The organism is Dyadobacter sp. 22481 (assembly GCF_052044875.1).
GTDB lineage: Bacteria > Bacteroidota > Bacteroidia > Cytophagales > Spirosomataceae > Dyadobacter > Dyadobacter endophyticus.
The window spans coordinates 1,391,587-1,412,572 of record NZ_JBQENV010000002.1; the positions used below are offsets into that span (position 1 = coordinate 1,391,587).

Sequence of the window (20,986 nt, forward strand, 5' to 3'; positions counted from 1 at the left end):
GCATCACAGGTTTGGGGATTTTATTCCGGCCTGTGATGTTTTGTTTTAAACCAAAAACGAAATGCTATGATTACGTTTTACCCAGGGCCCAGCAAGGTTTATCCACAGGTCGAACAATATATTTCCGAGGCTTTTGCGAGCGGGCTGGTCAGCTCCAACCATAGAAGCAGAGGTTTTATGCAGCTGCTGGAACAGACGATCGCTGATCTAAAAGCCAAGCTGGACGTTCCGGCCGGTTATGAGGTCTATTTCGTGTCGTCGGCTACGGAATGCTGGGAGATTATCGCTCAATCGCTGCTGATTGATTCGAGCTTGCATATTTATAATGGTGCATTCGGCGAGAAATGGATGGAATATACCCATCGCATTTCGCACCGCGCCAGCGACGCTGCATTCGGGTTGAACGAAACTTTACTCATGGACCGTTCTGCCGTGTTCTCCCGTAATGAGCTGATTTGCGTGACGCATAATGAGACGTCGAACGGTACCAAAGTTCCGGAAGATTTCCTGCTGGATATTCGGAAAAAGGTCGATAACCTTATTGCGGTAGACGCCACGTCGTCGATGGCGGGCGTGGTCTTGCCATGGGAGAATGCCGATATCTGGTACGCTTCAGTGCAGAAATGTTTCGGACTGCCTGCCGGGCTGGCCGTGATGATCGTTTCGCCGAAAGCCGTCGAGCGCGCGATCCAGGTAGGCGAGCGGAAGCATTATAATAGCCTGTTGTTCATCCGCGATAACTTTTTGAAGTTTCAAACCCCTTTTACTCCCAATATCCTCGGTATTTACCTGCTCGGGAAGGTTATGCAGCAAGTGCCGCCAATCGACGAGGTGGACAAGCAAACCCGCCGTCGTGCACACGACTGGTATGCGTTCCTTTTGGAAAATGGGTATGAGCTTGTGGTTGAAAATACGGCAATGCGTTCGGATACCGTCATCGCTGTCCGCGCGGAAAAGGAACGTATTGAATTCCTGAAAAATGCAGCCTATAAAGAGGGTATTACGTTGGGCAACGGCTATGGCAAGGAGAAAGATACCAGTTTCCGGATCGCTAACTTCCCGGCGATCAGCGATGAGGAAATTGCCACATTGAAGGCTTTTTTAGTGAAAATGGCCCCCAATTGACGGAATGAGTAGTAAATGGCCTTCCTTGTATTTATAACTAAAAAACAAATCCACTCACCTGCGACTTACTAGTTGTGCGATTAGATATTTTAAAGCAATACCAGGCCCAGACGAAATGTCTGGTCGCGCTGGATTCGATTATTTTTGGTTTTGATGGCGAAGAGCTGAAACTGTTGCTGGTTAAAAGGGGCATCGAAGACGAGCATCATACGTGGTCGCTGATGGGCGGTTGGGTGCAGCCCGACGAAAGCCTTGAAGGAGCATCGTCCCGCATTCTTTTTGAATTGACCAGCCTGACAGACATTTACCTGGAACAACTTCATACTTTCGGTAGCCCTCTCCGCGACCCGGTGGAGCGCACCGTGTCTGTCGCCTATTTTGCATTGATCAATGTCGAGGATTATGACCATAAGATATCCAAAAACTATGAGGCACAGTGGTTTTCAATGCAGGAGTTACCCAAACTACTTTTCGACCATGCCATGATGGTTGATATGGCGATCCAGCACCTGCGTTATAAGGCATCCCAGCACCCCATCGGCTTTGAATTATTACCCGAAAAATTCACGATTCCGCAGTTGCAGAAATTGTATGAGGCAATTTTCGGGACGGAGCTCGATAAGCGTAATTTTAGCCGTAAGTTGCTGTCAACCAATTTATTGATAAAGCTGGACGAAAAGCAGAAAGGCTATTCTAAAAAAGGGGCATTCTTTTACAAAATCGACGAGGAGAAGTATAAAAAGCAGTTTAACACATTCCTGAACTTCCTGCCGGGAAGCGCTTCCTAGCCGCCGCTAATTTCACGATCATTGGTTTTTGAGGTTGTGTAAACAGTCGGTTTTGAGCAACTTTGCGGGATCAAAACGCCCCAAAGTGTAAGCCCATGTTCAATTTCAAGGAAATCGTCTCCGTCACGCTGATCCTCTTTTCGGTGATCGATGTGCTTGGTTCATTGCCGGTTATCGTCGATTTTCGGCGGAAGCTCGGCAAGATAGAGTCCGAAAAAACGACGATCGTGGCCGGATTGATCATGGTGATCTTTTTGTTTTTGGGAGAAAGGCTACTGAGCCTTTTCGGGGTCGATATCGCTTCATTCGCCATTGCCGGGGCCATTATCCTGTTCCTGCTGGGGCTTGAAATGATCCTGGGCCGTGAAATATTCAAACACGGCAATATGGACGTGAGCGTGGCGTCCATTGTGCCGATCGCATTCCCGATGATCGCCGGCGCTGCTACCATGACTACATTGCTGTCGCTCCGGTCGACCTATCAGATCCAGAATATCCTGGTCGGCATCGTGCTGAACCTCTTTTTTATTTACCTGGTATTAAAATCATCGAACTGGTTGGAAAGGAAGCTGGGGCAGGGGGGAACGGATATTCTTCGGAAGGTTTTTGGTATTATCCTGCTGGCGATTGCTATCAAGCTTTTCAAAACCAACCTTTCGATGTAAAGTGGCGCCCCGACGCTACATTCAAGTAAGACAAATTTTAAAACCATATAACAATGCAACAACTGGATAGCCTTAATCAAGTCGCGGATTTTCATAGAACTTTCAAACACCCGATCCTGGAAACCCCGACGATCCCCTCCGAAGAAAGAAGCCGCCTGCGCGTGGCATTGCTGGCCGAGGAGTTGAAGGAGCTGGAAGTTGCGATCCTCGAAAAGGATATAGTGGAAGTGGCAGACGCGCTTTGCGACCTGCAATATGTATTGTCGGGCGCGGTGCTGGAATTCGGGCTGGGCGAGAAATTCCGGACGTTGTTCGACGAAGTGCAGCGTTCGAATATGTCGAAGGCATGCAATTCAGTAGAAGAAGCCGAAGCGACCGTCGCGCATTACCAGGCGAAGGGTACCGAATGCTATTTTAAGGAAGACAATGGCAAATACCTGGTGTACCGCACCGCCGACGATAAGACTTTGAAGAATATCAATTATTCGCCTGCCGACCTGTCGTCGATCATAGGTTAGTAGTATTCAGAAAACCTCAATCGACCCACTATGAGCTCAGTTCTTGAACGATTTCTGCGTTACGTACAAATTGATACCCAGTCAGACCCTAATTCGGAGACGTTCCCCAGCACCGCCAAACAGCGTAACCTGAGTAACTTGCTCGCCGAAGAGCTTCGTGCGCTGGGCGTAGCGGACGCACATGTGGATGACCACGGTTATGTGTACGCGACGATTCCGTCGAATTCCGACAGAAAGGACATTCCCGTGATTTGCTTCTGTTCGCACGTCGACACTTCGCCGGATGTTACGGGCGAAAACGTGAAGCCGATCGTTCACCGAAACTGGGACGGCTCGGACATTATCCTGCCGGACGATCATTCGCAGGTTTTGAGAATAGGAGAACTGCACGATCTAGATCAGCAAATCGGAAACGACATTGTTACTGCCAGCGGTAGTACATTGTTGGGTGCTGATAATAAGGCAGGTGTTGCCGAAATTATGGCCGCCGCCGAGTATTTACTTGCCAATCCGCAGATTAAGCACGGTGATATTAAAATCCTGTTCACGCCGGACGAAGAAGTAGGGAGAGGAACCGAAAATGTAGATTTGCAAAAGCTGGGTGCTGATTTCGGCTATACCGTCGATGGCGAGGCAATCGGCACATTGGAAGATGAAACGTTTTCTGCCGACGGGGTAAAAATTACCATTCACGGCGTGAGCACACACCCGGGTTATGCGATTGGCAAGCTGGAAAATGCATTGAAAATCGCTGCCGAAATACTGGCGCGGCTTCCGAAAGATACGCTTTCGCCCGAAACCACGCAGGATAAGGAAGGTTTTATCCACCCGGTGCAAATGGAAGGTATCCAGGAGAAAGCGGTTTTGAGCTTCATTATCCGCGATTTTACCGTTGCTGGCCTGCACGAGAAAGAGGCATTTCTGAAAGGTATTATGGAGGAAGTATTGAAAGCATATCCCAATTCCAGCGGCGAGTTCAAGGTTCAGGACCAGTACCGGAACATGAAGGAGGTGCTGGACCAGCACCCGGAAGTCATAAAAAATGCATTAACCGCCATGGAACGTGTGGGCTTAAATCCGATCCAACGCAGTATTCGCGGCGGCACCGATGGTTCGCGGCTGTCGTACATGGGACTTCCATGCCCGAATATCTTCGCTGGCGAACACGCATTCCACTCCAAACTGGAATGGGTATCGGTGCAGGATATGGAAAAGGCGGTGGAGGTCATCGTGGAATTGGCGACCGTTTGGGAGGAAAAATAATTTTGAATGATTGAATGACTGAATGACCGAATAAAACCTATTCAGTCATTCAATCATTCGGTCATTCAATCATTGATATATTCAATCATTCAAAATTGAAAAAGACAAAGTTCTACGTAGTGTGGCAAGGCCGGAAGACGGGCGTTTTTACCGATTGGAAGGAGTGCGAGGCACAGATTAAGGGCTTCGAGGATGCGCGCTACAAGTCTTTTGACTCATTGCAGGAAGCCGAAGCGGCCATTCAGCGGAATTACTGGGAATTCGTGGCCAAAAAGGATTCCAAACCGGCTGTACAGGAGCCGCCTGCTAACGTAGGACGGCCGATCAAAAATAGCATTGCGGTGGACGCGGCGTGGAATACCGCTACCGGCGATATGGAGTATCAGGGCGTGTATTATGCCACCGGCGATCGTATTTTCCTGCAAGGGCCTTTTAAAGACGGGACCAATAATATCGGCGAGTTTTTGGCAATCGTGCACGCATTGGCTTATTTGCAAAAGAAGGAAAGCGACTTGCCCATTTATACCGATTCCAAAACGGCAATGGCCTGGATTAAGAAGAAACACGCGAATACCAAGCTGGCTTTGACCCCGCGGAACAAGCCGCTTTTTGAAATGTTGCAACGCGCCGAACGCTGGCTCGCAACGAATACTTACCCCAACAAGATACTGAAATGGGAGACGGAATATTGGGGAGAGAATCCGGCTGATTTTGGAAGAAAATAACTCATAATATGCCCCGTAACGCCCATTTCCGGTTCAAACAGTTTACTGTCCGGCAGGACCAGTGCGCCATGAAAGTATGTACCGACGCCTGTGTCCTGGGCGCGTGGGCGGAGGTGGAGGACGCCGACCGTATTCTCGATATCGGCGCCGGAACGGGGCTGCTTTCGCTGATGGTCGCGCAGCGCAACTCCTACGCGATGATCGATGCAGTGGAAATTGATGCGGAAGCATTTTACCAGGCCGGTGAAAATGTGGAGCAAAGCCCGTTTCACGACCGCATTACCTTGTTCCATTCGGCGGTACAGGAGTTTGTTTCCGATCATTTGTACGATGTGATCATTACCAATCCGCCCTTCTTCCAGTCGGACCTGCTTTCGCCGATCGATAAAAAGAATATCGCCCATCATGCCAAATCGCTTGATTTTGAGGAGCTGCTGGTTGCCATCGAACGGCTTTTGAAACCGGAGGGTAAATTCAACATTCTTTTCCCCGTGGATGAAGGCGAGCGCTTTGTGGAGAAAGCGGAAAATGCAGGCTGGAAACTTACCCGCAAGCTGACATTGTTTCATCAGGAAGATAAAAAAGCATTTCGCTTGTTAATGCTGTTTCAGCATGCCGAATTCGCTCATAATGTGCACATTGAACCCGATCTGTATATTTATGGAACGGACGGTATCACCCATGACCCACGTTTCAGGGAGTTGCTAAAAGCTTTTTATTTGAAATTTTGATCAGGAAAAACACGAACTTTGCGGCAAATTACCGGCAAAGCATTGTCACTGAAACCGTACATGACCGACCAAGCTATCCAGATTTCCGTTGTTATCCCGCTATACAATGAAGAAGAGTCGCTTCCAGAGCTCTGCGAGTGGATTGCAAGGGTTATGGACGAGAATCATTTTTCTTACGAAGTGCTCTTCATGGATGACGGCAGCCGGGACCGCTCGTGGGAAGTGATCCAGCGGCTTTCGCAGGAAAATCCAAATGTGCGGGGAATGCGTTTTGTGCGGAACTATGGCAAGACAGCGGCTTTGCAAACGGGTTTTCAAGCGGCAAAAGGCCATGTCGTGATCACGATGGACGCCGATTTGCAGGACAGTCCCGACGAAATCCCCGAACTGTACAACATGATCGTTAACGACCGCTACGACCTAATTTCGGGCTGGAAGAAAAAGCGTTACGACCCGATCACCAAAACAATACCTACAAAGCTGTTCAATGCCGCTACCCGCAGTATTTCAGGTGTTTATTTGCATGATTTTAATTGCGGATTGAAAGCGTACCGTGGGGAGGTCGTGAAGAATATCACTATTTACGGAGAGATGCACCGGTACATTCCGGTGATCGCGAAATGGAATGGTTTTGCCAGAATAGGGGAGAAAGTAGTGCAGCACCGGGCGCGGAAATACGGTTACACAAAATTCGGTCTCGAACGGTTCATTTTTGGCTTCCTGGATTTGCTTTCGATCGCCTTTGTGAATAAGTTTGGACGAAGACCCATGCATTTGTTTGGCAGTCTCGGAACCCTTATGTTTTTTCTTGGAAGCCTTATAGCTGTGTGGCTTATCGGAAAAAAGATATATAACATTTACAATTTATTGCCTTACCGGAATGTTACAGAGAACCCGATGTTCTTTTTGGCGCTGGTGGCCATTATGGTAGGGTCTCAATTATTTCTCGCAGGATTTTTGGGTGAATTGTTTGTGAAGCAATCTGTTTCGAAGACAGGGGATTACACCATTGCCGAAAAGGCAGGATTGTAAGAAATTAAGATTAGTATTCAACGAAATTTAAGTTTTAAGTTATTACCTATTACACAACTAATGATCGCTAACGTACACAAAGCACATCCGTGGCACGGAATCCCAATGGGTGACAAGGCACCCGAATTAGTTACTGCTTTTATTGAGATTGTTCCTACCGATACCGTAAAATACGAAATTGACAAGGCGACCGGTTACCTCAAAATCGACCGCCCGCAGAAATATTCGAACATCGTTCCTGCATTGTACGGCTTCATTCCCAAGACCTATTGCGCGGATAAAATCGCAGCGCTGGCACGGGAACGGTCAGGTCGTGATGTGACCGAAGGAGATGGTGACCCGCTGGATATCATCGTATTGTGTGAAAAAATCATTTCGCATGGTAACATCATGTGCGAGGCGAAGCCCATCGGCGGCATCCGTTTGATCGACGGCGGCGAGGCTGATGACAAGATCATCGCGGTTCTGAAAGGCGACGAAGTTTACGGGCAATACAGTGATCTGAGCGAGCTGCCGGACGGTATCGTAGAGCGTTTGAAGCACTATTTCCTCACTTATAAGAACTTGCCGGGAGAGAAAGCGCATATCGAAATTACCAATGTGTATGGTAGAGAAGAGGCACACGAAGTGATTCTTACTTCGGTGGAGGATTACAAGCATTCTTATTACTGAGATTCAGAGAATATCCGATCAGCGTAAAAAGCTGTATAATTTAGAGCCGCCCTCATTAGGGGCGGCTTTTCTTTATTCTTATCTTTGTGCAAATTTTGCTATTCAGTCACAATAGGCAATGTGTTGCCAATGCTTTGAAATAAAGTGCATTAGGTAATGCCCCTGAAAAATGACTGTCCGTTCCGGGCAGCGATATATATGAGTAATTTACAAGAAATAAAGAAACGCCGCACGTTTGCGATTATCAGCCACCCTGATGCCGGGAAAACTACATTGACCGAGAAGTTGCTCCTTTTCGGCGGTGCGATCCAGACGGCGGGCGCGGTAAAGTCCAATAAAATTAAAAAGACCGCGACTTCCGACTTTATGGAAATCGAGAAGCAGCGTGGTATCTCGGTCGCAACGTCGGTAATGACCTTCGAATACAAGGATCTGTTGATCAACATCCTCGATACACCGGGCCACAAGGACTTTGCCGAAGATACTTACCGCACATTAACTGCCGTGGACAGCGTAATCCTGGTGGTTGATTGCGTGAAGGGCGTCGAAGAGCAGACCGAGCGGCTAATGGAAGTTTGCCGCATGCGAAACACACCGGTGATCGTGTTCATCAACAAGCTCGACCGCGAAGGCCAGAATCCCTTCGAACTGCTTGATGAGCTGGAAAGCAAGTTGAACATCCGGGTTCGACCGCTTACCTGGCCGATCAATATGGGAGCCAATTTTAAAGGGGTTTACAGCTTGTATGAGCAAATGCTATATTTCTTTAAAATCAACAAAACCAAAATTGAAAGCGATGTAGCGAAAGTGAGCCTCGAAGACGAGAAACTGACCGACTTGCTGGGTGGAAAAGATGCAGAACAGCTGACGGAGGACGTGGAGCTTGTTGAAGGCGTTTATGATGCATTCTCGGAGGAGGCTTATCAAAAAGGGCAACTTGCGCCTGTATTCTTTGGGAGTGCTATTAACAACTTCGGTATCAAAGAGTTGCTGGATACATTCTGCGATATTTCACCTATCCCGCAGCCGCGCCCTACGGACGTGCGCGAAGTAGACCCTACGGAACCGAAATTCACAGGTTTTGTATTTAAAATCCACGCCAACCTCGACCCGCGCCACCGCGACCGCATTGCGTTTCTGCGCATTTGCTCGGGTAAGTTTGAAAGAAATAAATTCTATAAACACGTGCGGCTCGGTAAGGAAGTTCGCTTTTCCAGCCCATTCACATTCATGGCTTCGGATAAGAGCGTGATGGATGAGGGTTTTCCGGGCGATGTGGTAGGTCTTTATGACACCGGTAATTTCAAAATCGGAGATACATTGACCGAGGGTGAGAATTTGCAATTCTCGGGTATTCCAAGTTTCTCGCCCGAGATATTCAAAGAGCTTATTAATATGGATCCAATGAAATCCAAGCAATTGGAAAAAGGTATCCAGCAGCTTACTGACGAGGGGGTAGCCCAGCTTTTTACACTCGATCTTGGCAATAGAAAAGTAGTAGGTACCGTTGGAGAACTTCAATTCGACGTAATCCAATACCGGCTCGAACACGAATACGGCGCGAAATGCCGCTGGGTGCCGATGAATATCTCGCGCGCCTGCTGGCTCACCGCCGACGATAAGCCGGCCATGGACCAATTTATCCGCCTGAAAGGCAACCAAATCGCATACGATAAGGACCGTAACCCGGTTTTTCTCGCCGAATCCGAATGGATGATCCGTATGAACCGCGAGAACAACCCGGCTATTCACTTCCATTTCACGTCGGAATTTAAGACAGAAATGGCGCTTTAAGGCTGATTTTGAGTTGGGTTGAAATTCGCTATATTTGTCTAGAAGCAAAGTGAAAGACCATGATACTCACTGAGACGATTCCTGCCAGCTTGATCTTCGAAGAACTCGACGGACGCCCCTTGTACCGCAAGGGCTACAAGGAAGTTTTGGCCAATAATTTGTCTCCGGAAGAGATTATGGGTTGCAGTTTTATTCAGGCGTTGATCGCTAGGATTCTTAGTTCGTATTTTGCGGAAATTCTGAGAGATAAGCCATATTTGGTGACCAGTAATGAAGGTGGGCTGCACGTGTCACTTGGGAATAACTTGACTAACGATGTCGCGGTTTTCGATAGGGCGATGATTAAGGATATTTTCTCAAAAAAATACGCAGATGTGCCGCCGAAAGTAGCGATTGAGGTGGATATTAAAATCGAGGCAGATCAGTTCCCTGATCCAAAGGATTATATTTCCCGCAAGAGCGAAAAGATGATCGAGTTCGGAACGGAAAGTGTGATCTGGGTGCTTACCGATAACCGTAAAATCATGGTAATGGACCGTTCGCGCGAATGGTTTGTTTGTGAGTGGGATGAGACTGTTCCTCTTTTTGATCAATACCAGTTCTGTCTGAACGATCTTTTGAAGAAGGAAGGAGTGATTTAGAATTACAAAATGCCAAATACTGAAACAGGCTGCCACATTTCATATATGGCAGCCTGTTTTGCTTTAAATCGACGTTAGTTTTTCGGCCCGCCGCCACCTCCTCCGCCGCCGCGGTTATTCCGGCGGTCTTCCAGCATGGTTTTGTATTTTTCCTGCTGTTCTACGGTCAGGATTTTGCCAAGTTCGGTATTAAATGTTTCCATTGAAGCCCGCATTTGCTCGCGGTCCATATTTTGGGCATCCCTTAATTCTTGCATTTTCTTAGCGCGGACCAAGCTGAGATCGTATACTTTTTTCTGCTGGTCGTCCGAAAGTTTGAGGTTCTCGGTCAGGGTTTTAGTCTGGTTCTCGGCGCGTTGCTCCGGCGTTGCATTGCCGCCGCGTTGCGCGAAAGTTGTGAAGCTTACAAAGGCGAATAAAATAGCCAACAATGATTTCCTCATGGTCACAAAAGTTTAGATACTCGTGTTAGATGGAAAAACGAGCATTAAGTTTAACGGACTATTTAATTTTTTGGCTGAGTATCTGGACCATCAATGCGACAGCTATGGCGCAGGTGTAACTCATCAGTGTGCCCACCAGGACATATTCCGATTTCTTACTGATGTAGGCCGGTGGGATGCCCGGCTCGGTTGATTTGTCGTTGTACCTCAATAACGATTTAGCGGCGATCAGAAAGCCGATGGCCGAGTATTGATTTACCAATACAAAAACAAAAATGAGCAGCCGCTCAGACATACCTATCCAACGGCCAGCGCTTGCGAGGTTGTCATCGGCATTGGGTGCGAGTCTGCTTAGCTCTTCCCGCCATGGTTTTGTGAGAATGCCCACCAGAAATGAGACGGGCGAGAGGGATAGTAATGCCCCGGATAGCGTTGCCAGTGTTTTTGGGGTGTTAAACCAGGTTATGAGTGTGTCGAAACCGGATAATATGCTGCTTGTGAGCATGAGTGCGGTAAACGCAATGGTTGCCAGGTGTGCTGCCTGGTCGGCGATGAACCAGGTGAGCGATCCTTTTTTGTCGAATGATATTTTAATAAGATCTATCGCGCCGTGTGCAATGCCTAATGCAATGGCAGGTAATGGGTTTTCCCACTGGTGCAGGGCAATATATGATACGATGATGACCAGCAAAGTGTGGAGATACAGGTATCTGGATTTGTATTTTTTCTCCTTTTTGTCGGCTACCCAGTGGGTGGGCTGCCAGTAAAAATCTACAAGAACGTGTGCCAGGAGGAGGAGCAGGAATTCCGTCATAGTGATTTATCGTTTGGTGTATAGTGATAACTGCTTTGGAAAGGTAGCAATAAAACTTTCAATTGCCCACCACTTCGATGACGCGACCCGCTGGCTTGCAGCCGATTGACTAATGGATAACATCTCGGCGATCTGCGTGACATTTTTGCCCATTAGCAAGGCTTCTACTACCTGGCTTTGAGCTATCGTCCAGCTTTCGATCAATGTTTCGAGTAAATCGAGTGTTGCTGTTAAAGGTTCCGACGGCTTGGGTAATGCAACGCCGATCCTCGCTTTCTGCTGGCGGATTTTATCGGCCAAATGTCCCGATAATCTGAATGCCTCGCCATCGGAGGTGCCCGGGCGGTCCGTAAGCTGTTCTGTCAGCCCAATGCCGACCGCGATGCGCATATCGGCGGTGGGCGCGTGCTTACGTATGCATACACGGGCGAGAATAGCCATCCGCATGACCTCCTCGGGATTCTTTAAAACTGCCTGGAAGCTGTCGCCGCGGTAGATTTCCGGCTTTAAAGCCCATTTGAACGCCTGGTTTTTGTGTAGAACAGCAAGCATCTCTTCCAGCCATACAGTTGATTCTTCCCGCGAGAACTGCGTATAATTTACCATATCAGCGGTTATAACTGCTCGGAACGCTCTCATGAGTATAAGGTTTTTTGCTTATAATTGCCAAATATAAGGTAAAAGCCTTATATTTTAAGTATATAAGTAAAAAACCTTATATTGGACTAATATAAGGTAAAAGCCTTATGCTTTTTCCAAAAATAGATTTGCCAGATGTGCCCATTCTTCTTTAAGACTTCCCTTAAATACCTCTGATCCAGCACGTCTGTACCAGTATCCGGCATTGAAAGTATCGCCTTCGACGCGGTGGAGATAGGCGTGTAAGCGGTCGTAAGCTTGCGTACCTTCTTTGCTTTGGGCGATATTATGGGCTGCTTCCCAATCGTTGTTGGCGTCGTGCCAAAGTGCTTCAAGGAGGATCGGAAGGCCTTTCGGCGGTGCGGGTTGTGAAATCGATTCCTGAAATTGTTCGTATGTCATGATGTGCGGAAAGATGATGGACAACGGTAAAACCTGTTGCAATATAAGCCTCAGGGCCCTGATTTAACGATTTAACTTGTATATTGTAAGGCACAATTGTAATTAAGACAACAATATATGTTTAAACAATTATCAACGATATTAGGCTGTATGACGCTTGCCGTGTATTGCCACGCGCAGGAGACGTTTCCAAGGAACGGTGCTTATGATGAAAGAGCGGGCCGATATGCCTTTACAAACGCCACGATCGTCGTCGATCCGAAAACTACGATCGAAAATGCGACAATGCTGATTGAAGACGGAGTGATCCGGGAAACGGGGAAACAGGTGAAAGTCCCTGCCGGTACAGTTACCGTGGACCTGAAAGGCAAATTCATTTATGCATCGCTCATCGAGCTGGATTCGGATTATGGGATGCCGGATGTCAGAAGGGCGCAGGGCGGCGGGGGGCGGCAAACCCCCCAGCTGGAATCGAACAAAAAAGGTGCATTCGGATGGAATCAGGCGATGCAGCCCGAAACGGATGCCAGCATTCTTTTTACACCGGATTCTAAAAAGGCAGGTGATCTGCGGAAAATTGGTTTCGGTACCGTGCTGGTGCATTCGCACGACGGCATCGTGCGTGGAAACGGCGCGCTCGTGACCCTTACCGACGAACCAGCGAACAAGGCAATGCTTAATAGCAAAGCGTCGGCACATTTTTCGTTCGGGAAAGGAAGTTCATCACAGACCTACCCATCGTCGGGAATGGGCGTGGTGGCGCTTCTAAGACAAAACTATTACGACGCCGACTGGTACGCGAAAGGCGGAAACAAAAAAGAGACCAATTTGTCCCTCGAAGCATTCAACCAGATCAAAGCGCTGCCTTCGTTCTTTGAAGCCGGTGATAAATACGGTATTCTGCGGGCCGATAAGATTGGGGACGAGTTTGGAGTGCAATACATTATCCGCGGAGGAGGAGATGAGTACCAGCGTATTGGAGAGATCAAGAAGAGCAAGGCAACGTTGCTGCTGCCGCTCGTATATCCGGATGCTTATGATGTAACAGACCCCTGGGATGCGGAAGTGGTAACCATGAGCCAGCTGAAACACTGGGAACTGGCACCGAGCAACGCGTCGGAGGTAGCGAAAGCTGAAATTCCGTTTGCATTGACGACCATGGGATTGCGCAACAAAGCCGATTTCTGGAAAAACCTCCGGACAGCCATCGAATACGGCTTACCCAAAGAAAAAGCATTGGCTGCACTGACGACACTTCCTGCTTCGCTGATCAAGGCTGAAAACAAGATCGGAAGCTTGAAAGCAGGAATGCTCGCTAACTTTATCATTACCTCGGGCGATCTGTTTTCGAAAGACAATGTGATTTATGAAAACTGGATCCAGGGAAAGAAATTCGTGCTTACGGCATTTGATGTACCGGATATCAGAGGCATTTACTCGCTGTCGCTGAATAACCAGCCGGCCGGGAAGTTGCAGATTACCGGATCGCCGGAAAAGCCTGAATATAAGATCACAGTCCAGGACTCGATCAATATTACGCCAAAAGCGATCCTGGCAAACGCATTGCTTACATTGACCTACCAGCAAGACAAAAAAGTAGGCGGTACAACCCGTCTAACAGGCTGGCTAAGCAGAAATGGGTTCAGTGGAGAAGGTGTGTTGCCCAACGGCACTGTGATTCCATGGAGCGCTACGCTTACTGAAAAGAGCGCTGCAGTAGCCGCCGCAGACACGGCTAAGCCGAAAAGCAGGGAAACGGGGCCGATCGTTTATCCGTTTGTAGGCTATGGAAATGAAACGTTGCCCGCCAAAGAAACGCTCCTGATCAAAAATGCGACGATCTGGACGAATGAAAAGGAGGGTATTCTGCAAAATGCCGACGTGATTGTCCAGGACGGTAAAATTGCCAAAGTTGGGAAGAACCTCGCAGCGCCGTCCGGAGCACGAGCGATCGACGGGACCGGCAAGCATCTTACCAGCGGTATTATCGACGAGCATTCACATATCGCGCTTTTCAGTATTAACGAAGGCGGTCAGTCGAGCTCCGCGGAGGTGCGCATGAGCGACGTGATCAATCCGGATGACATCAATATCTACCGCCAGCTGGCGGGCGGCGTAACAGCCTCGCATTTGCTGCACGGCTCTGCAAACTCGATCGGCGGACAGAGCGCGATGATCAAGCTGAAATGGGGGGCGAGCCAGTCGGAAATGCTGGTCCCGGAAGTGAAGACAATCAAATTCGCATTGGGCGAGAACGTGAAACAGTCGAACTGGGGTGATGTGCAGCGTGTACGCTTCCCGCAGACGCGGATGGGTGTGGAGCAGATCTATTTTGACCACTTCCTGCGTGCGAAAGAATATGCAGCAAGCTGGAAAAGCTACAATGCGAATGCCAAAAAGCAGAATATCACACCACCACGGAGGGATATCGAGCTCGATGCACTGGCGGAAATCCTCGGTAGCGAGCGTTCGATCACCTGCCATTCGTACGTGCAATCGGAGATCAATATGCTGATGCACGTAGCGGATTCATTGAAATTCAAAATCAACACATTTACCCACATCCTGGAAGGTTATAAACTGGCCGACGGCATGCAGAAGCGCGGGATCGGCGGTTCGACGTTTGCCGACTGGTGGGCTTATAAAATGGAGGTGAAAGAAGCTATTCCATACAACGCAGCCCTGATGTACCATGAAGGCGTGACCGTGGCGATCAATTCCGATGACGCCGAAATGGCCCGTCGCCTGAATCAGGAGGCTGCTAAGACCGTCGAATACGGTGGTGTGCCGGAAGAAGAAGCCTGGAAAATGGTAACCCTGAACCCCGCAAAACTACTCCATCTCGACAATCGGATGGGGAGTGTGAAGCCGGGTAAAGATGCAGACCTCGTGCTCTGGAATGCGAGCCCGCTTTCGGTATATGCAAGACCCGACTTCACGATGGTTGAAGGCGCTATTTATTTTGACCGCAAGAAAGATGAGGAGAAACAGAAATCCATCGCCGTGGAACGCGAAAGGCTGATCCAGAAAATGCTTGGTGAAAAGGCCGAAGGCAAGCCCACGCAGAAGCCAGAGGCGACGAAGCCCCATATGTGGCATTGTGAAGATGTGGTAGGCATCCACGCGGAACACGCCGATATACATGCTGGCAAGTAATACTGTTTCAAGACATTCAAATTGATTTTTATGAAAAAATATACATTAATTGCCGGCTTGCTGCTGGGGCTGACAGCCGGAGCGCATGCGCAAAACCCGGCACCTGCAAAGCCGCAAACCAAGCCGGTAGTACTCACAGGCGCTACGATCCACATCGGAAACGGGCAGGTGATCCAGAACGGCGCCATTGCATTCGATAAAGGCATTATCACACAAGTAGGGCCGGCCGCGTCGCTAACCAGCCCGGCCGGTGCCGAAACCGTGGACGTAAAAGGGAAACATATCTTCCCAGGCCTGATCTCGCTCAATACGACCGTCGGCTTGCAGGAAATCGCATCGGTAAGGGCGACGCTCGACTACTATGAAGTAGGGGAGATCAACCCGCATGTGCGCGCACTCGTAGCCTATAATACCGACTCGGAGGTGATACCAACTTTGCGGGGCAATGGTATCCTGTTGTCGCAGGCTGTTCCGCAGGGAGGCGCGATCTCAGGTTCGTCATCTGTTTTTTATAGCGACGGCTGGAACTGGGAGGATGCCGTTTTGAAAAAGGATGATGGCATATGGCTAAGCTGGCCGTCTTTTCTGGCAGGGAATTTCGATAACGAGACTTTTACCTATTCTATCAAACGAAATGAGAAGCGCCAGGAAGCGATAGACGTATTCAAGAAGACGTTCGCCGAGGCTAAGGCTTATGCAGAAATAGCTAATCCGAGCCCTGTGAATCTGCGCCTGGAAGCGATGAGGCCACTTTTTGCCGGAACTGCCAATCTTTACATCCGCGCCGATTATGCCAAAGACATTATCGAATCCGTACGTTTTGCTCAGGAAGCAGGTGTGAAAAAGATCGTTATCGCAGGCGGGAACGAGTCCTACAAAGTGACCTCATTTTTGAAAGAAAATCAGGTTCCGGTCATTATCAATACCACACACAGGCTCCCCGAGGGTGTAGACGAGAACGTTTACCTGCCGTACGAACTGCCCGGATTGCTTCATAAAGCAGGTGTTAAAGTGGCTATTACTTATGCCGACGAATGGTGGCGTACGCGCAACTTAGGGTTTCTGGCTGGTACCGCCTCCGGTTTCAGCGGTGTGACGCCGGAAGAAGCATTGCAGTTCGTGACGCGCAATGCAGCCGATATTATCGGAGCCGGCCAGCAGGTGGGGACGCTGGAAAAGGGCAAGCAAGCCTCATTGCTCGTTTCAGACGGCGATATTCTCGATATGCGCGGCAATATGGTTCAAATGGCCTACATCCGCGGTGGCAAGGTCAATCTGGACGACAAGCAGAAGCGACTCTATGAAAAGTATAAAGAGAAGTATGGGAAAAAGTAATTAGTCAGTAGGCCAGGAATTGTAAAAGGCATCCGTCTATTATCGGCGGATGCCTTTACTTTTTATGATTTTGGTTAAAAATCAGCTCTCCCCAATCAGATAAATCCCGTCACTGGTAATCCTGATCATACCTTGCTTGTACAAGCCGCCAATCGCTTTTTTAAATACCTTTTTGCTGATTTTGAGCTTTTGGTAGATGTCTTCGGGGGATGAATTATCAGATAGGGCCAGAAATCCTTTGCCTTTCTCTATTTCTTCCAGAATTTGCTTCGCTACCGGCTCCACTACTTCGTAACCCGTTTTTTGCAGGCTGATATCCAGCTTGTTTTCTTCGCGGATCTTTTTGACGTAGCCTTTCAGCGAATCGCCGATTTTCAGCGGCTGAAATACTTCGTTGGCGTATATGAGGCCTTTGTGGTATTGGTTTACGACCACATTGTAACCCAGGTCGGTTTTTTGCCAGATAAGCAGATCCACTTCGTCGCCTTCCGCAACGGTAAGTCGTTCGCTTTCCAGGAACTTGTCGATTTTCGCGGAGGCCAGCAACCGCTGCGTTTTCTGGTCGAGGTAGAGAAAAACGACATACCCTTCACCGATTTCCATGGGCTTGGGCTGCTCGCGGAATGGTACGAAAAGATCTTTAATAAGGCCCCAATCGAGGAATGCACCGTGCTCGGAGACGTCTTTCACTTCCAAGTAGGCAAACTCGTTCCGGACGATCTTGGGCGTCTGAGTGGTTGCAACGGGCCGGTCTTCGGAATCGAGGTACACAAATACCTTGATCTGGTCGCCGACCTGCATTTCGTCCGTAATATATTGGTTGGGAAGCAGCACTTCTTCACCTTCCACATCGCTCAGGAACATCCCTACGCTGGTAACCCGCTCGATGGTCAGGTAATTGTATTTTCCGATAAATAGCATTATTCAAATAACGAGGTTCGGGTACAAAGGTAGTGCTTTCGAGCCGATTTACTCTTCGTCGTTCATATCGCCCTGCTTATCCATATTCTGTTTTTCTTTCGAGCGGTTCAAGCGGTAGGAAAAAGTGACCAGAAACTGCCGTGGCCGCCATTGGAATACCGAATACGAATAATAGCCCGCATTCTCTGTAATGCTTCGGCGTTTCTGGGAATTGAGCAGGTCGCGGACGCTGGCAGTAAGCGTGCCGCGACCTTTAAGAATATCCTTGGACAAACCGAGATCGATAAAATAAATCGACAAGTCCCTACCCTGGGTGGTACGCCGCGGGGCGCGGTAGTTGAACGACGTCTGGAAATCGACCGAACCGAACAGCGTAACGCGCGACGAGAACCGACTGGTCCAGGAGTAGGTATCGCTTTGGTATAGTTTATCATTATAATACCCTTCGTTCATCGCCCGGAAAATGTTAGCATTGGCAGTCAGTTTCCACCACGGTGCCGGATCGTAAGTAAGATTGAATTCAAAACCGTACGAATCGCCTGTCGAGAGGTTAATAGGCGTAATAGTGGTAAAACCGGTAGAGTCCACCGAAGTAATATTTTCCACTACGCCCAGCCGGTGGCGGTAGTAAATGCTCGAAAGCAAGGTTGCCTGATTCATATTCAGCAAATGTCCCGCTTCAAAGGAGTGTGTAAATTCCGGATTCAGCAGCGGATTGCCCGCGCGGAAAACGCGTGAATCGCTGAAATTGGAGAAAGGGAGCAAATCCCGGAAATTGGGCCGGCTCAGCCGGTAGCTGTAACTGAGCTGCAAAGTCTGGGCGTCTTGCAGCTTGTAGGATAAGTGAATGCTGGGGAAGAGGTTGAAGTATTGCCGGTGATTGGTTTGAGCTGTTTTTTTAAGTTCGGTCAGAATATCGGTGTATTCGCCGCGTAGGCCTGCCTGTACAAACACTTTCCCGAACTGGTTGCTCGCCATCAGGTATGCTGCGTGGATCTTTTCATCGTAGGCCAGCCGATTATCATAATCGGGCAGAATGACCCAGTAATCGGGTTCCAATTGCTGATGAACCGAAAAGTCATTGTCCAGCAGCCTGACGGATGTTTTCAGCCCGGCTTCGAGCTTTCCGTCCTTGCCGAGCGGGTGTATGTAATCCAGCTGGGCCAGAAAATTCTTTTCATCCTCTGTGTTATACGATCGCTGACGAATATCGACCGAATTGTTGTTCGCCACCTCGTGGTATTTGGATGCTTCCGTTTCATCGCTGAGAATGTATTTCGCGTCGAACGACAGGCTCTGCCCTTTTCTTTCGAACGTTTTCCGGTAATTCAATGCCGCTTCGATGTTCGTTCTCGGCTCCGTTTCGTCCTCCGCACGTGTTACCGTGCGCGTGAGAACATTATTCATGTCGAAATCCCGGTATTCGAGCTGCGATTTGTTGTCGTTTTGTGATCTGCGGTAAGAGAGGGTAGCTGTGAGGGTATTGTAGCTATTCAAAAAATAATCCAGCCCTACGCGGACGTTGTTGGAATATCCCGCGCGGTTGCGCCGGTTGGTTTGTTCGTACACAAAACTGGTGTCGGCGCTGTTGTATTCCTGTCTCGAATGCCCTCGGCCAGGGCCATCGCGGTACATCCAGCCGTAATTGGCGATCAGGTTTACCTTTTTTCTGCGGTAGTTGACATTAAAAGAAGCGCCGAAATTGGAAGGATAGCCCGCCGTGCCGGTGAATGTTCCATTCAGTCCGTAGCGGATATTTTTTTTCATCACAATATTTAAGATCCCAACCTCACCCTCGGCATCGTAGCGTGACGACGGGTTCGTAATGATCTCCACGCTCTCGATCAGGTCGGCGGGGATTTGGCGCAACGCTTCGGCGGGGTTCAGACCCACCATGCCGGATTGCTTGCCATCGATAAGTATCCGTACATTTCCGCTGCCGCGAAGTGCCACATTTCCTTCCACATCCACCGTCACGGAAGGCATATTATTGAGAATATCCGACGCGTTGCCGCCGATGTTGGCCAGGTCTTTTCCCACGTTAAATACCCGCTTGTCCAATTGCAGGTCCATTTGGCTCTTTTCGCCTTGAACAACCAGTTCATCGAGCACGTGGGCGTTCGATGTGAGGGTAATCGTACCTAGCGCTACGGGCTGGGCTGCGACACGGACGTTAGGGATGATTTTCTCATCCATGGCCAGGAAAGTGATTTTGACGAGATAGCTGCCTGGTTCGGCAGGGATATTGAAAAGCCCGTTTTCATCCGCAGTACCGCCACCGATCAACGCGGAGTCTTTCGCGGCAAGAAGGGCCACATTCGCAAAAGGGACCGGCTTTTTCTCGGAATCTTCGAGCTTGCCGGTAATAGGATAGGTTGCCAGGGGTTCGTCCTGCGCATAGAGTTGCGTGCACAGGAAATTCAGGAGTGAAACGATCAGTAGTATTTTCTTCATGACGGCATTTACCATAACACCGGGCAGGGCCTGGGATATGTTAGGTTGAAGGTGAGCCTGTTAGATTGAAAAGCCGGGTAAAGGTTTAATGACTTTTTAATCTTTCATGAAAAACACGTGCCAGCTCCGCTATGCCTGCGTGATACCTATCTGGCTCATTTCCTGGGCCTTTCGGAGCGTTTCCATACTTCCAATATCGATCCAATACCCCGTTGTCTGAGGCACACCGACGACACGCCATCCCGCATGTAGCACCGACTGGACCAGTTGCCAGCCTTCATAGGCGATACCTTTTGGCAGCATATTCAGGGTGCGCTTGTTGAAAATATACACTCCGGCATTGACCATAAATTCATATCCGGGTTTTTCGGTAAAACTGCTGATATGGCCGCTGGAAGTCATTTCAAGCACTCCGTATGGAACTTTAACCGTGTTTGGCACAGCCAGAATGGCCATGTCGGCTTTTTGAGAGAAATATTCTGTGCACAAATGCCCGATATCGAAATTAGAGTATACATCGCCATTGATCACCAGGAAATGTTCATGGGGCCAGCGATGTTTGAGCGACATGGCGCCGATACTACCCATTGGAATACGTTCCTGAATGTACCGGATCGAAACTCCGAGGTCGCTTCCATCGCCCAGGTAGCCGATCATCTGCTCGGCCAGGTGACCGACCGAAATGTGGATTTCCCTAAAACCGAATCCGGCCAAATGGTCGATCAGATGGCGGATAATGGGCTTGCCGCCGACAGGAATGAGCGATTTATGGGTATTGTCGGTCAGTGGTTTCAAGCGGGTGCCTTTGCCTCCGGCCATGATGATTACATTCACGGGCCAGTGGCCCACTTCCGTGTTCCAATACATA

20 protein-coding genes are annotated in these 20,986 nt (G+C 49.0%); 13 read left to right on the forward strand and 7 right to left on the reverse strand.

Translation table 11 applies throughout. From position 1 onward, the window contains the following. Positions 1 to 66: 66 nt before the first annotated feature. From ACTJJJ_RS15755 to ACTJJJ_RS15805, 11 genes are all read left to right on the forward strand, one after another. Positions 67 to 1,125: an aminotransferase class V-fold PLP-dependent enzyme gene (locus tag ACTJJJ_RS15755; RefSeq protein WP_440702270.1), complete on the forward strand. Its 1,059-nt coding sequence runs from the start codon at positions 67 to 69 to the stop codon at positions 1,123 to 1,125. Between the two features lie 74 nt (positions 1,126 to 1,199). Then, positions 1,200 to 1,913 carry an NUDIX hydrolase gene (locus ACTJJJ_RS15760; protein WP_188933524.1) on the forward strand — a complete coding sequence of 238 codons (714 nt, stop codon included), beginning with the start codon at positions 1,200 to 1,202 and terminating at the stop codon, positions 1,911 to 1,913. A 95-nt stretch (positions 1,914 to 2,008) separates the two neighbouring features. After that, positions 2,009 to 2,578 (forward strand): MarC family protein, encoded by a 570-nt coding sequence (locus tag ACTJJJ_RS15765; protein WP_188933522.1) that lies wholly within the window; start codon positions 2,009 to 2,011, stop codon positions 2,576 to 2,578. Between the two features lie 53 nt (positions 2,579 to 2,631). After that, positions 2,632 to 3,096, forward strand: coding sequence for a nucleoside triphosphate pyrophosphohydrolase family protein (locus tag ACTJJJ_RS15770; protein ID WP_090157231.1), 465 nt, complete (start codon positions 2,632 to 2,634; stop codon positions 3,094 to 3,096). Positions 3,097 to 3,126: 30 nt separating this feature from the next. Further along, positions 3,127 to 4,359 carry a peptidase T gene (gene pepT, locus ACTJJJ_RS15775; RefSeq protein WP_440702271.1) on the forward strand — a complete coding sequence of 411 codons (1,233 nt, stop codon included), beginning with the start codon at positions 3,127 to 3,129 and terminating at the stop codon, positions 4,357 to 4,359. 95 nt (positions 4,360 to 4,454) lie between these two features. Beyond that, positions 4,455 to 5,084, forward strand: coding sequence for a ribonuclease H1 domain-containing protein (locus ACTJJJ_RS15780; protein ID WP_426293234.1), 630 nt, complete (start codon positions 4,455 to 4,457; stop codon positions 5,082 to 5,084). 8 nt (positions 5,085 to 5,092) lie between these two features. Next, positions 5,093 to 5,815, forward strand: a complete 723-nt coding sequence (locus ACTJJJ_RS15785; protein WP_188933516.1) for a tRNA1(Val) (adenine(37)-N6)-methyltransferase — start codon at positions 5,093 to 5,095, stop codon at positions 5,813 to 5,815. 60 nt (positions 5,816 to 5,875) lie between these two features. Continuing rightward, positions 5,876 to 6,847, forward strand: a complete 972-nt coding sequence (locus tag ACTJJJ_RS15790; protein WP_188933513.1) for a glycosyltransferase family 2 protein — start codon at positions 5,876 to 5,878, stop codon at positions 6,845 to 6,847. A 60-nt stretch (positions 6,848 to 6,907) separates the two neighbouring features. Next, the gene (locus tag ACTJJJ_RS15795) at positions 6,908 to 7,519 is read left to right on the forward strand and encodes an inorganic pyrophosphatase (RefSeq protein ID WP_177193982.1); all 612 of its coding nucleotides are present in this window, start codon (positions 6,908 to 6,910) and stop codon (positions 7,517 to 7,519) included. A gap of 198 nt (positions 7,520 to 7,717) precedes the next feature. Beyond that, positions 7,718 to 9,313, forward strand: a complete 1,596-nt coding sequence (locus tag ACTJJJ_RS15800; RefSeq protein ID WP_440702272.1) for a peptide chain release factor 3 — start codon at positions 7,718 to 7,720, stop codon at positions 9,311 to 9,313. A gap of 59 nt (positions 9,314 to 9,372) precedes the next feature. Next, positions 9,373 to 9,954 carry a Uma2 family endonuclease gene (locus tag ACTJJJ_RS15805; protein ID WP_440702273.1) on the forward strand — a complete coding sequence of 194 codons (582 nt, stop codon included), beginning with the start codon at positions 9,373 to 9,375 and terminating at the stop codon, positions 9,952 to 9,954. 74 nt (positions 9,955 to 10,028) lie between these two features. On the opposite strand, the gene ACTJJJ_RS15810 is transcribed toward ACTJJJ_RS15805, so the two are convergent. The 4 genes from ACTJJJ_RS15810 to ACTJJJ_RS15825 form a co-directional block, all read right to left on the reverse strand. Continuing rightward, the gene (locus ACTJJJ_RS15810; protein WP_188933507.1) at positions 10,029 to 10,397 is read right to left on the reverse strand and encodes a hypothetical protein; all 369 of its coding nucleotides are present in this window, start codon (positions 10,395 to 10,397) and stop codon (positions 10,029 to 10,031) included. Positions 10,398 to 10,455: 58 nt separating this feature from the next. Further along, a complete protein-coding gene (locus tag ACTJJJ_RS15815; RefSeq protein ID WP_440702274.1) occupies positions 10,456 to 11,211 on the reverse strand; it encodes a DUF3307 domain-containing protein in 756 nt (251 codons plus the stop codon). A gap of 6 nt (positions 11,212 to 11,217) precedes the next feature. Then, positions 11,218 to 11,850: a hypothetical protein gene (locus ACTJJJ_RS15820; protein ID WP_188933503.1), complete on the reverse strand. Its 633-nt coding sequence runs from the start codon at positions 11,848 to 11,850 to the stop codon at positions 11,218 to 11,220. Between the two features lie 105 nt (positions 11,851 to 11,955). Then, positions 11,956 to 12,252, reverse strand: a complete 297-nt coding sequence (locus ACTJJJ_RS15825; RefSeq protein ID WP_440702275.1) for a hypothetical protein — start codon at positions 12,250 to 12,252, stop codon at positions 11,956 to 11,958. 117 nt (positions 12,253 to 12,369) lie between these two features. Here ACTJJJ_RS15825 and ACTJJJ_RS15830 point away from each other — a divergent pair, with 117 nt between their 5' ends. Continuing rightward, entirely contained in the window at positions 12,370 to 15,408 is a 3,039-nt protein-coding gene (locus ACTJJJ_RS15830) for an amidohydrolase family protein (RefSeq protein WP_440702276.1), read from the forward strand. Between the two features lie 30 nt (positions 15,409 to 15,438). Beyond that, the gene (locus ACTJJJ_RS15835) at positions 15,439 to 16,743 is read left to right on the forward strand and encodes an amidohydrolase family protein (RefSeq protein ID WP_440702277.1); all 1,305 of its coding nucleotides are present in this window, start codon (positions 15,439 to 15,441) and stop codon (positions 16,741 to 16,743) included. Positions 16,744 to 16,824: 81 nt separating this feature from the next. On the opposite strand, the gene ACTJJJ_RS15840 is transcribed toward ACTJJJ_RS15835, so the two are convergent. The 3 genes from ACTJJJ_RS15840 to ACTJJJ_RS15850 all read right to left on the reverse strand — a co-directional run bounded on the left by ACTJJJ_RS15840 (position 16,825) and on the right by ACTJJJ_RS15850 (position 20,985). Continuing rightward, positions 16,825 to 17,664 (reverse strand): CvfB family protein, encoded by an 840-nt coding sequence (locus ACTJJJ_RS15840; protein WP_188933495.1) that lies wholly within the window; start codon positions 17,662 to 17,664, stop codon positions 16,825 to 16,827. Between the two features lie 48 nt (positions 17,665 to 17,712). Next, the gene (locus tag ACTJJJ_RS15845) at positions 17,713 to 20,118 is read right to left on the reverse strand and encodes a TonB-dependent receptor domain-containing protein (RefSeq protein WP_440702278.1); all 2,406 of its coding nucleotides are present in this window, start codon (positions 20,116 to 20,118) and stop codon (positions 17,713 to 17,715) included. Between the two features lie 129 nt (positions 20,119 to 20,247). Continuing rightward, positions 20,248 to 20,985 carry a nucleotidyltransferase family protein gene (locus tag ACTJJJ_RS15850; protein WP_188933491.1) on the reverse strand — a complete coding sequence of 246 codons (738 nt, stop codon included), beginning with the start codon at positions 20,983 to 20,985 and terminating at the stop codon, positions 20,248 to 20,250. Position 20,986 lies beyond the last annotated feature (1 nt).